Raw genomic sequence first — 11,990 nt, forward strand, 5'->3', positions numbered from 1 at the left:
CCCGGGGGGGGGGGCCCGTGTCTTCGCGGGTGGGCTCGGGTCGTGCTTACTCCGCGGTGGCGCGGGGGGGGCCTTAATACTGGTATCTAGTCCCGGCGGGGGGGGGGGGGCCCCGCCCCCCCCCCACCGCTCACTCCTCACGACCGAAGACCGCACCAGGACGATTGTGGGCGGGGTGTGAAACTTCGCACGGACTCGTGAACGCCCCTCTGGGTAGGGCGGACGTTTCGCGGGGTTTGCCGCCCCGGACCCGCTCTTCGTCTCCTCCCGGGCCGGTCCGGTGGTTGCACCGCCCACCCGGACTGCGGGACTGTGCACGAGACAGTCGTCGTCCGTCTTCGCTAAGTGAGGTGTGGGTCACGCGTAGGGGCCCCGTACATGACTCCTTCCCCGGCCAGGCCCCGCACCCGTGCGGTGAGCACGGTGAGCGCCGCCTCCGCCCCCTGCCCGGTGGTGGTCCTGGACGCGGACGGGCACGTCACCGAGCTCAACGACGCGGCCCTTGCCCTGCTGCCGACCGCCCGCGTCGGGCAGCCCCTGTCCTCCCCGGCCTGGCTCGTCGCCGCCGACCGCAGCCGGCCGGCCCCGGTCGGCGGGGAGGTGGACGGCCGGTCCTTCTCGGCGCATCCGTCCCTCGTGGCGGGCGGCAGCACGGTCTGGTGGCTGATGGAGGAGACCGCCTACCGCTCCGCCGTGGGAGAGCTGGCGGCCGAACGCGGACGCACCCGGTTCCTCACCGAGGCCTCGACGGCCCTGCTGGCCTCCCTGAACCTGGAGCGGTGCATGGAGGTGACGGCGCGCCTGGCCACCGAGCATCTGGCCGATGCCGCCCTGGTCATCGCGCCCAACGCCGCCAGGACACTGCCGGTGGTCTCCTGTGACCACCGGGGCGGGCTCGCCCGCAGCACGGTGTCCGAGGCGCCGGACACCGTGCCGGGCCTCGCCGAGGCGCTGCGGGGCTTCCCCCCGGTTCCCTCCCGGTGGATCGACCCCGCGACGGCCCCGGACTGGCTGATCCCGGCGGGGTTCGGCGACGTCGGCTCGCTGGTGATCACACCGCTTCCGGGGCTCGGCGTACCGGCCGGCGCGCTGATCCTGCTGCGCCGGGCGCAGCAGCATGCGTTCACCGAGGCGGAGGAGTCGCTGGCCGGGCTGTTCGCCGCCCGGGCCGGCGCGGCGATGTCGGCGGCCCGCCTCTACGCGGAACAGAACTCGATCTCCGACACCCTCATGCGGGAACTCCTGCCGCCCACCCTGCGGCAGACGGAGGGCGTCGAGTTCGCGGGCGGCTACCGGGCCAGCAAGGACACCGAGCGCATCGGCGGCGACTTCTACGACGTCCACCCGCCCACCGAGGACTCCCCCGAGACCCTCGTGGTGCTGGGCGACGTGGCCGGCAAGGGGCTGGAAGCCGCGGTGCTCACCGGCAAGATCCGTAACACCCTGCACGCCCTGCTGCCCATGGCCGACGACCACGCCCGGATGCTGCGTCTGGTGAACAACGCCATGCGGACCAGCCACCACACCCGTTTCGCCACCCTGGTGATGGCCTCGGTCCGCCGGGAGGAGCGCGAGGTCGTGCTGCGGCTGACGTCGGCCGGGCACCCGGCGCCGTTGATCATCCGGCGGGACGGGACCGTGGAGGAGGCCGACACGGGCGGCACCCTGATCGGCGTCCTGCCGGCCATCACCTCCCGCACCGCGCGGGTCCGCCTCGCCCCGGGGGAGACCTGCCTGCTGTTCACCGACGGCGTCACCGAGGCAAGGGGCGGCCCGCTGGGCGACACCATGTTCGGCGACCAGCGCCTCAGGCGCGCCGCGGCCGAGTGCGCCGGCATGCCCGCGGAGGCGGTCGTGGAGCGGGTGCAGATGGTCACCTCGCAGTGGATCGGCGACGGGCGCCACGACGACATCGCCGTCCTGGCCATCACCGCGCCGCGCGGTGCCCACCTCAGTGCGGTGGACGGGGCGACCCGGGGCAGGTACACGGCGTGACCGGACACCTCACCGGCCTCGACGAGGGGCCGGGCCGTCACGGCGTGGGCGGCCGCGGCTCGGCGGCGCACGACGGCGGCGGATCCGCTCGGTGGGCGGACGAGCTGTGGGCCGCCGTACGGGCGGCGGACGAGTACGCGGCCGTCGACGTCGTCACCGGCGCCCTGGCCGACGGGCTGGCGCCCGAGTCGGTGCTGCTGGACGTCATCGGCGCCGTCCAGCACAAGGTCGGCGTCGAATGGGCGGCCAACCGGATGAGCGTGGCCGACGAGCACGCCGCCACCGCCATCAACGACCGTGTCATCGCCGTCCTGCCGGCCCGGCGCCCCGCGCACATCCGGGGCCGGATCACGGTGGCCTGCGTGGACCAGGAGTGGCACGCCCTGCCCGCGCGCCTGGTGTCCGAGACGCTGCGGCTGCGCGGCTGGCACGTGGACTACCTCGGGGCGCAGGTCCCCACCGCCCACCTGATCAGCCACATCCACCGCACCGGCCCGGACGCGGTGTGCCTGTCCGGCTCGCTGCCCACCCGGCTGCCCCTCGCGCACAGCGCCATCACCGCCGTCCAGGCGGCCGGCACCCCGGTCATGGCCGGTGGCCCCGCCTTCGGTGCGGACGGCCGCTACGCCCGGCTGCTGGGAGCCGATGCCTGGGCACCCGACGCACGCGCGGCCGCGGACCGGCTGGCGGCCGGCCCCCTGAGCCGGCCGGGGCCCGCCCACCAGGCGACCGACGACCTGCCGCATCTGCGCGACCAGGAGTACACGCTGGTCGCGAAGTCCTCCACCCGCCTGGTGCGCGACACCTTCCGCTCTCTCGAACAGCGCTTCCCCGCGATGCGGGACTACAGCGAGGAGCAGCGCGAGCACACCGCCGAGGACATCGCGCACATCGTCAGCTTCCTGACGGCCGCCCTGTACGTGGACGCCGACGACGTCTTCAGCGGCTTCCTGGTCTGGACCGCCGAGGTGCTCACCGCCCGCGGCGTCCCGGCGCGCTCGCTTCTGCCCTGCCTGGACCTGCTCCGGGAGCAACTGCACGACTTCCCCCGCGCCTGCCGGCTGCTCGACGCCGGGCGCGACGCGCTCACCCCCCGCCCCTGACCCCGAGACGCTGGACGGACCCGTGACCCCCTCTTTCGGCACCGGCCCGCACACCGTGCGGCTGGCTCTCACCGGCGATCTGGACTACGACTCCTGCGCGGAGCTGCTCCAGCGGGTGCGGGTGGCTCTCGACGGCGGCGTGAGGGTCGAGGAGCTGCACCTGGACTGCCGGGAGCTGGGGCTGGTCGATTCCATGGGGCTGTCGACCCTGCTGCAGATCCACCGCTCCGCCTGCCGGGACGGCATCGCGTTCCACCTGGACGACGTCGGCCAGGCGCTGCGGCGCCTGCTCGAACTCACCGGCACGTACGAGTATCTGACGACTCCCCGGCAGTCCGGGCCGGCCGCGGAGAGCCGTCGCGGCCGTTCCTGAACGGCAGGCGGCGCGGCTGCTACGGGCGCAGGGCGCGCAGCAGCAGATCGGCCAGGTGGTCGGCGACCTGCTGGGGCGTGAGGGGGCCGTCGGGGCGGTACCACGTCGACAGGTGGTGGACCGAGCCGAAGTGGTAGTCGACCACCAGGTCCGCCGGGGTCGCCTCGGAGAAGACGCCGGACTTCTGGCCCTCCTCGACGAGCGCGCGGAAGCGCTCGTGGTAGCGGCGCCGCTCGGAGCGGACCTGCTTGTTCTTCTCGGGGCTGAGGTGGTGCATGGAGCGCCAGAAGATCATCGCGTCGTCGAGGTTGTCGATGGTGGTCACCACGACGTCCGCGGCCGCGGCCCGCAGCCGCTTCTCGACCGGCTCGTCGGCGCCGGCCACGGCGTCCAGCCGCTCCTGCTGGATGCGCAGCACGCGCGCGTACACCTCGTGCAGCAGGTCGTCCTTGGAGCCGAAGTAGTGGTACAGCGCTCCCTTCGTGACACCGGCCGCCTCGACGATCTCCTGCACCGAGGTGCGGTCGTAGCCCTGCTCGGCGAAGAGCCGGGTGGCGGCGGCCAGGAGCCGCTGAGGCACGGGCGTGCCGTCCGAGTCCGTGGTCCTGGGCACTGCCGCCACCTGCCTTTCCGTTCTGCTGTCAGTTGCCTTGCGTACGGGAACGCAGTTCCCGCCGGAGGATCTTCCCACTGGCCGTCTTCGGCAAGTCCGGCAGGATCTCCACCTGGCGCGGATACTTGTAGGCGGCCAGTCTCTCCTTGCAGTAGGCGGCGAGTGCATCCGGGTCCGTGTCGGCGTCCGGGCGCAGGCTGATGTAGGCCTTGACGGTCTCCCCGCGATACCCGTCGGGCACCCCGACGACGGCGGCCTCGCGCACCGCCGGGTGGGTGTAGAGGACGTCCTCGACCTCGCGCGGCCACACCTTGAAGCCGGACGCGTTGATCATGTCCTTCTTGCGGTCGACGACGTACAGCCAGCCCTGCTCGTCCATGAAGCCGATGTCGCCGGTGCGCAGTTCGCCACCGGGGAACGTGGCGGCGGTGGCGTCGGGGCGGCGCCAGTAGCCGGGCACGACCTGCGGGCCGCTGACGACGATCTCGCCCTGCTCGCCGAAGGGCACCTCGGCACCGGCGTCGTCGACGATCCGCACGACCGTGTCGGGGCCGGGAAGTCCCACGGCGAGGGTCCCGGACACCGGGTCGACCGGTGCCTCCAGGCCGGGCGGCACCGAGGCGCAGGGCGCGGTGCACTCGGTCAGCCCGTAGCCGTTGCGGATGTACGGCCCGAATCCGGCCCGGAACTTCTCCACCAGCGCGGGCGGCAGCGGGGCGCCGCCGGAGGAGATCACCCGGAAGGAGGAGAAGTGGTCGCGGGTGACGGAGGGATGGGCGGCCAGCGCCATGAAGGCCGTGGACGGTCCCACCGTGTAGTGCGGACGGTGCTCGGCGAACGCGTCCAGCACCACGCCCGGCTCGAAGCGGTACGCCAGCACGAGCGTGCCCCCGCTGGTCAGGCAGGCGCCGAACTGGCACACCATGCCGGTGATGTGGAACAGCGGCGCCAGCCCGAAGTAGACGGGCCGCTCCGGCAGTTCGAGGCCGGTGCGCTGCCGCTCGGCGTTGTACATGATGTTGCCGTGCGTGTTGGTGGCGCCCTTGGGCGTGCCGCTGGTGCCCGAGGTGTAGCTGATCAGCGCGATGTCCGCGGGGCCGGGATCACGGCCCTCGGGCGCCTTGTGGCCGGCCCGCGCCACGCTCACCAGGTCGTCGGCGTCCGGGGCCTGCGACAGGCGCTCGAAGGTCAGCACGCGCGCGTCGTCGCGGCTCTGGAAGTCCAGCTCGCATCCGGTGAGCACGATCCGCAAGGGCGAGTCCGACGCCGTCTCGCGCAGATACGACTCCCAGGCCCGGTCCGAGCAGATCAGCGCGGCGACCTCGCCGTCCCGCAGGACGTGTGCCACCTCGCCCGACTTGTACATCGGGTTGACCGGCACGACGACCGCGCCCGCCTTCCACGCGCCCAGCAGGGCGAGCACGAAGTGCGGGGAGTTCTGCAGCAGCACCGCGACCCGGTCGCCGCGCCGAAGACCGCGCGCCGCGAGGTGCCCGGCGATGGAGTCGCTGAGCTCGTCGACGTCCCGGTAGGTCAGCCGGCCGTCGAAGTAGGCCAGGAAGTCGCTCCCGGGGGTCTCGGCCACGGCCCGGCGCAGGGCGTGCACGAGGGAGTCCGCGGGGCTGATCGCGCCCTTCTGCGCGTCGCCGAGCAGGGCGAGCCAGGGCTTGGCCGCGTAACGGGAGTCGGTCACCGGGCCTCCTCCCACTGCTGCTGGATGCGGTTCATGCCGGACAGCCACCGGTCCGGGTCGCCGGCCCGGGCTTGATGGTAGGCGGCGACCTCCGGGTGCGGCAGGATCAGGAACCTGTCCTCCTCGATGCCCTTCAGCAGCGCGTCCGCCACGGTTTCCGGCTCGACGGCGGTCGGCTGGAGCACGAGGTCGCCCGCGCTGCCGGTGGCGGCGAGCATGTCGGTGCGCACGCCCTGGGGGCAGATGGCGTGGACCTTCACACCCCGGTGCCGGTACGTCAGCGACAGCCACTCGGCGAAGGCGAGCGCGCCATGCTTGGTGACGGCGTAGGGGGCGGCCCCGATCATGGTCAGCAGCCCGGCGGCGGACACGGTGGAGACGAACCGTCCGCTGCCGCGCTCCAGCCAGCCGGGCAGCAGCGCGTGGGCGGCGCGGACGTGCGCCATCACGTTCACGTCCCAGGAGGCGGCCCAGGCCGTCTCGTCCAGCGGCCCGTCGGCGGCCCCGCCCTCGAAGGCGACACCGGCGTTGGCGCAGTAGACGTCGACGGTACCGGCGAGCGCGTCCCGGGCGTCCGCGACGATCGCGGAGGCGTCACCGGGCACGGCGATGCCACCGACCTCGTCCGCGACCCGCTTGGCCCGCTCGGCGTCCAGGTCGTTGACGACGACCCGGGCCCCCTCGGCGGCGAACCGCCGGGCCAGCGCTGCCCCGATCCCGCCGCCGCCCCCCGTGACAACGACTCCGGCCTCTTGAAAGGCTCCCACCATCGGTCTCCTCAGTCGCGGCTCTGCAATGCCGCCAGACTAACCGGTCGGTATGTACCAGGGAAGAGGCGCCGGGAACGCCCCCTGAAAGGGGAGCACGCCCCAATAGGGGCGCGGGGAACTGCGCGACCGGCCACACACCGCCCGCAGCCTCCCCACAACCCGCGGAAGCACGCCCCCGACAGGGGCGCGGGGAACTGCGCGACCGGCCACAGACGGCCCGCAGCCTCCCCACAACCCGCGGAAGCGCATACCGTGCCCATGCCGACCGTCCCCGCTCAAGGAGGTCACCGCATGCGCCCTTCCAGACGAGCCGTCCTCACCACCGCCACGGCGGCAGCCGTATCAGCGACATCGACCGCATCCGCCGCCGAGCGCCGCAGGCACCTGCGCACCGGGTTCGAACGCCTCGCCCACGACGGCTACTCCCTGCTCGACGGCCAGAAGGCCGGCATCGTCACCAACCCGACCGGCATCACCCGCGACGCCCGGCACATCGTCGACGTCATGCACGCCGACGACCGCGTCGAGCTGACCGCCGTCTTCGGCCCGGAGCACGGCTTCCGCGGCACCGCCCAGGCCGGCGGCTCCGAGGGCCGCTACGACGACCCCGCGACCGGCCTGCCCGTCTACGACACCTACCTCAAGAGCGGCCGGCCCCTCGCCGACGTCTTCACCGCGTCCGGCGTCGACACGGTCGTCTTCGACATCCAGGACGTCGGCGCGCGCTTCTACACGTACATCTGGACCCTTTACGACTGCATGGAGGCCGCCCAGCTCGCCGGGAAACGGTTCGTCGTGCTGGACCGGCCGAACCCGGTGACCGGCCGGGCGGCCCTCGGCCCGGTCCTGCACAAGGAGTTCGCCACGTTCGTCGGGCGGCAACCGGTCGCCCAGGCCCACGGGATGACCGTCGCCGAACTGGCGCGGCTGTTCAACGGGGAGTTCCTGACCGACCCCGTGCCGCTTCGGACGGTGACGATGTCGGGCTGGCAGCGCTCGGATTTCCACGACGCCTCCGGGCTGCCGTGGGTGCCGCCCAGCCCGAACATGCCCACACCGGAGACGGCCCTGGTGTACTCGGGAACGTGCCTGTTCGAGGGCACGAACCTGTCCGAGGGGCGTGGCACGACCCGGCCGTTCGAGCTGCTGGGCGCGGAGGGCGTCGACCGGCGCTGGGCGGCAGCGGCGAACGAACTCGCCCTGCCCGGCGTGCGGTTCAGGGAGGCGTACTTCGCGCCCACCTTCTCGAAGTTCCAGGGGAGGACGATCGGCGGTGTGCAGGTCCATGTGCACGACCGGGCCGCCTTCGATCCGGTCCGCACGGGGATCGCGCTGCTGGTCACCGCCAAGCAGGTCTGGAGCGGTTTCGCCTGGCGCCCGGACAACTGGATCGACAAGCTCACCGGCTCCGCGCGCGTACGAACGATGATCGACGCGGGCGCCGACACCGAGGAGGTGGTGGCCGGGTGGCAGGAGGACCTGGCGGCGTTCCGCAGGACGCGGCGGAAGTACCTTCTCTACCGCTGAGCCGCCGCCCTCGGTGCAGGCCCAAGCTCCCCCGTGGCAGGACGATGCGCCCGAGGAGCCACGGGACGTCTCCATACCCGGTGTTCCGCCCGTGCCGCCGCCCGGGCGACGGCAGCGACATCCTGGGCGCGGAGCCGGCCCGGCTGGTCCCGGCGGCGGGTCGCGTGCGCCGGCCCGCCGCCGGGACGGTGCCTCACCGGTGCGAGGTGAACTCCACGACCTGCTGGTAGGTCGGCCGGTTCTGCCAGCTGATCTTGCCGTGCTTGATGCCGCCGAGGGTGCGGTGGTTGATCGAGTCGGCGCACCACTGGTCGCCGGCCGAGCACACGTCGTCGCCGGGGTAGACCTGGGCCGCGGTCCGGCCGGCCGCCTCCTTCAGGGTGCTGAGGAGGGTGTCCCGGCAGGCGCCGAGGCTGCCGTCGCCGCAGTACTTTTTCGCGAGCGGCCCCTTGACCTGCTCACCGAGCACCGCGCGAACGTCCTTGTCGACGTAGCTCCACCAGCCGTACTGGAAGGAGCTTCCCGCGTGCGAGCCGGTCGGGCCGTGCGCCGCCGACGGGGATTCGTCGACAGGGAGGTTGGCCGTGACCGCTTCGTACAGCTCGCTGCCGAGGCCCGGTTCGAACTCGGCCTTGACCAGCAGCGGCCACCAGGCGTCCAGGATGCGGATCGCGTCGGCGTCGGCGTACTTCTTGGAGCCGGCGGCGGTCTCCGTGCGCTTGCCGCCCGCCGCGACCCATGCCTGGAGTTTGCTCACCGCGGCGGCGGCGGCCGGGTCGGTGACGGGGGAACCGGTGACGACCTTCAGCAGTTCGGGCAGCACGTCCTCGGCCCGGAGGTCCGCCAGCCCGGCGTCGGCCATGGCCTTCACCAGGGCGACGCGGGTCACCCCGCCCTGCTGGACCAGCTTCTTGACCCGGTCCTCCAGGAGGTTGCCGCGGTGCACCGAGCCGTTGCCCCAGGGCGCGGTCGTGTAGTCCCTGGCCTGCTTGTTGTTCCAGGAGACGTAGTAGTCCTGGTCGATGGAGTTCGGGTGGGCGGAGGGCGGGGTGTAGTCGGCCGTGTTGGTCGCCGGGTCCCAGCCGCGCCACTCGTAGGCCGGCCTGGCCCACGCCGGGAACTCGGAGTCGACGCCGGCCGCGCGCACCGGGTTGTCGCCGCTGTTGTAGTACGCGGTGTGCTCGGAGTCGGCGTAGAACCAGTTGAAGGTGTAGTTGATGTGCTGGACGGCCTTCTGGAAGGAGTCCGGGCCCTTGACGTAGTCCGGGTCGTTCAGCATCTGGAAGCCGATGATGGAGTCGGCCTCGTGCAGGAAGGACGAGCGCAGGGTGGTGTAGGCGACCTTCTTGCCGCCGACCGTCGCGCGGTACTCGACGGGCCCGTACTTCGTGCGCCAGACGCGCATGGTGTACGAGCCGGCGGCGGTGCCGTCGGCGGTCGTGGGCTTCCAGGCGTTCTTCTGCTCGATCTTCTCCATCGGCGTGCAGGTGCCGCGGTACAGGTAGTGGTAGTCGTCCTGGCACAGCTCGACCGCGTAGGAGTCGATGATGTCCTGGCCGGAGGTGGTGGCGCTCCAGGCGTAGTCCTGGCCGCGGCCGAGTTCGACGTACATGCTCAGGCCGGCGAAGGATGCGCCGCGGGCGCTGATGCCCGGGCCCTGGATCTCCTGGAGCAGGAGCAGTTGGGGGGCGAAGTAGCCGGTCTGCGGGCCGAACACGGCGACGGGGTGGCCACTGGCCGTGTGCTTGCCGCTGACCACGAGGGCGTTGGACATGCCGCGCTTGGCGGACGACGTGGCGGTTTTCGCGGCCTGAGCGGACGCGCCGGTCGCACCGGCCGTCGCGGCGCTGCCGGTGCGGTCGTACACGAGCGGCTCGGGCTGCACCGAACCGGCGTCGGGCAGCGCGGCGCCCTGCGGGTCGGCCGGCTTGGTGCCGTAGGGGAAGCTGCCGTCGCGCTGGGTGAGGACGGCCTCCGGGTCGTTGCGCATCCGGAAGGACTCCCAGACCTTGGTGCCCTCGGTGACGCCGTACTTCTCCTGGGCGGCCATGAGCGAGAGGGCGTTGTTCACCTCGCCGCCTCCGCCCGAGCCGAACAGCGCGCCGATGACGGAGGCCAGCGCGACCAGGTCGGTGATCTTGAAGTGCTCGATCGTCCCGGCGTTGGTGACTGAGTCCTTGTGGCCGGTGAGTACGTACTCACCGGGGAAGGTGCGCCCGCTGTCGGAGGCGTCGATGTAGGAGTTGATGCCGTCGAGGTAGGCCTTGACGTCGGCGAGGGCCTGCTGCCCTCGCTCGCCGTTGGTGGCGACGGCGTTGTCGATCTGCGCCTGCAGATCGGCCTCGCTGTACGGAGCGTGCCGCCAGAACTGCTGCTCGAGGCCCTGGTTGGAGGGCGCACCGCCCGCGAAGGAGGTCAGCTGACCACGCCCGACGTGCCGGAAGACGTCCATCAGCCACAGCCGGTCCTGGGCCGCCGCGTATCCCGCGCCGAACTCGGTGCCGTACCTGGTGGTACCGGTGATGTGCGGCACGCCGGTCTTCTTGTCCCGGACGATCGTCACGTCGCTGCGCCCGGCGGGTTTGACGCTGGAGGCGACCTGGTCGGCGGGGACTCCGAAGGAGGCGTCGTTGAAAAAGGTGTTGATCTTGTCGTTGGTGAGGGCGGGATAGCCCTTGGCGAGGTTGGCGTAGGGGCCGAGCTGGTCCTCGGCGTGCTCGGGCTGGGTGCCGAAAGCCTGGTTGAGGAGGATCTGGGCGAGGGTGGCGTTGCCGTTCTGACCGGGCGGGAGGATGTCCGAACACTGGTTGCCACAGTGGTCGTTCGCCGCGGCGGTGGCCTGGGCGGTAGCTGTTTCCGATGCGGCAGCCGGGGCAAGCGGCGACAAGAGACCTGCGATCAGGGTGCATACGGATGCTGTCTTCAGGAACCCGGGGATTCCGCTGGGAGTTCTCATTCTGTCGAGAACGGTGCGTGGGGCACGCCGTGGCATGGGGGGCTCCTCCCGACGGGGGTGGGCGGGATGTTACCGCCGGTATCCCCCGGCTTGAAGATGAACAAGCGTCACTTTTTGAAGTCGGCACAACAGACACACGGATCACGGCAGTCGACCGGCGAGCCTCTTCGGGCCGCTTATGGAGGCCATTTGAAATCGGATGGAGCCGATTCGCTTGTCGATACGTCTATTCGGCGACGTCCGTACGACGACGCCGAAGTGACCGGATTACAGGTGCAGGTGTGACGGAGGTGCAGGACGATGGCCGGTTTCCGGAGTCTGGCGAGACAGGTCCGCGATCCGCGGTGCGATCTGGCTCTGCGGCGCTATTCGCTGCGTAAGTGCCTTGAGCGGTTCGCCCCTTACGGGCACAGGGCGACCTGGGACCATCTCTGCTCGCGGGCGGGGTTCGGTCCGGAGGACCGCTCCCCCGATCCGGTGCGGCTCGTGGCCGCACTGGACGAGCTGGAGGAGGCGCGGGCGGTCTGGCTGGCCTACGAGGTCGAGTTCGCCGAGCGCCGCAAGAAGGAGAAGCACGACGGGCTGCGCAGGCCGGGCAGTGTGGACGACTGGCACCGGCTGACCTGGGGCGGTTTCGGCGTGGCCTGGTGCGACGACCCGGCGGTCCATCCCCGTGAACCGCTGGCCGAGGTGCTGCGCCGGCTGATCGCCGCGCTGGAGCGCGAGCCGGGCTCGGCGTGCCCGGTCTGCGGCGGCGAGCAGCTCTACTGGAGGTACGACCTGGACCACGAGCCCTCGTGCGGTCCGGTCTGCGCGGACTGCGGAATCCTGGTGCCGCGTCCCGTGCTCACGCCCGAGGCCCTGGCCTACGCCAGGCGGACCAGGTTGCTGGTGTCGGCTTGACGGATGCGGGTGCGCGGGGGGTGCGCCGGGGATGCCGCACCCCCACTGTCGGTGGTG

9 protein-coding genes are annotated in these 11,990 nt (G+C 72.0%); 5 read left to right on the forward strand and 4 right to left on the reverse strand.

Going from position 1 to position 11,990, the window contains the following annotated elements; genetic code table 11:
* Positions 1–378: 378 nt before the first annotated feature.
* Genes ACFCXS_RS23060 through ACFCXS_RS23070 form a run of 3 tightly spaced genes read left to right on the forward strand, consistent with a single transcriptional unit; the run spans position 379 to position 3,471 of the window.
* The gene (locus ACFCXS_RS23060; protein WP_376645208.1) at positions 379–1,995 is read left to right on the forward strand and encodes a PP2C family protein-serine/threonine phosphatase; all 1,617 of its coding nucleotides are present in this window, start codon (positions 379–381) and stop codon (positions 1,993–1,995) included.
* 44 nt (positions 1,996–2,039) lie between these two features.
* Entirely contained in the window at positions 2,040–3,098 is a 1,059-nt protein-coding gene (locus ACFCXS_RS23065; protein ID WP_376645291.1) for a B12-binding domain-containing protein, read from the forward strand.
* A gap of 22 nt (positions 3,099–3,120) precedes the next feature.
* The gene (locus tag ACFCXS_RS23070) at positions 3,121–3,471 is read left to right on the forward strand and encodes an STAS domain-containing protein (RefSeq protein WP_376645209.1); all 351 of its coding nucleotides are present in this window, start codon (positions 3,121–3,123) and stop codon (positions 3,469–3,471) included.
* Between the two features lie 19 nt (positions 3,472–3,490).
* On the opposite strand, the gene ACFCXS_RS23075 is transcribed toward ACFCXS_RS23070, so the two are convergent.
* From ACFCXS_RS23075 to ACFCXS_RS23085, 3 genes are read right to left on the reverse strand one after another with little or no spacing between them, the layout of a single operon-like run.
* Entirely contained in the window at positions 3,491–4,084 is a 594-nt protein-coding gene (locus ACFCXS_RS23075) for a TetR/AcrR family transcriptional regulator (protein WP_361882256.1), read from the reverse strand.
* 28 nt (positions 4,085–4,112) lie between these two features.
* A complete protein-coding gene (locus ACFCXS_RS23080) occupies positions 4,113–5,777 on the reverse strand; it encodes a class I adenylate-forming enzyme family protein (RefSeq protein WP_376645210.1) in 1,665 nt (554 codons plus the stop codon).
* Positions 5,774–6,547: an SDR family oxidoreductase gene (locus ACFCXS_RS23085; protein WP_376645211.1), complete on the reverse strand. Its 774-nt coding sequence runs from the start codon at positions 6,545–6,547 to the stop codon at positions 5,774–5,776. Before ACFCXS_RS23085 ends, ACFCXS_RS23080 begins: the two co-directional genes overlap by 4 nt.
* A 291-nt stretch (positions 6,548–6,838) precedes the next feature.
* Between ACFCXS_RS23085 and ACFCXS_RS23090 the strand changes: the two genes are divergently transcribed.
* Positions 6,839–8,074 carry an exo-beta-N-acetylmuramidase NamZ domain-containing protein gene (locus tag ACFCXS_RS23090; protein WP_376645212.1) on the forward strand — a complete coding sequence of 412 codons (1,236 nt, stop codon included), beginning with the start codon at positions 6,839–6,841 and terminating at the stop codon, positions 8,072–8,074.
* Between the two features lie 193 nt (positions 8,075–8,267).
* Here ACFCXS_RS23090 and ACFCXS_RS23095 read toward each other — a convergent pair whose 3' ends face one another.
* Positions 8,268–11,066 (reverse strand): penicillin acylase family protein, encoded by a 2,799-nt coding sequence (locus tag ACFCXS_RS23095; protein ID WP_376645213.1) that lies wholly within the window; start codon positions 11,064–11,066, stop codon positions 8,268–8,270.
* A 264-nt stretch (positions 11,067–11,330) separates the two neighbouring features.
* On the opposite strand from ACFCXS_RS23095, the gene ACFCXS_RS23100 reads away from it, so the two are divergent.
* Positions 11,331–11,933 carry a hypothetical protein gene (locus ACFCXS_RS23100; protein WP_376645214.1) on the forward strand — a complete coding sequence of 201 codons (603 nt, stop codon included), beginning with the start codon at positions 11,331–11,333 and terminating at the stop codon, positions 11,931–11,933.
* Positions 11,934–11,990 lie beyond the last annotated feature (57 nt).

Source organism: Streptomyces sp. NPDC056373, from assembly GCF_042262425.1.
In the GTDB taxonomy this organism is placed as follows: domain Bacteria; phylum Actinomycetota; class Actinomycetes; order Streptomycetales; family Streptomycetaceae; genus Streptomyces.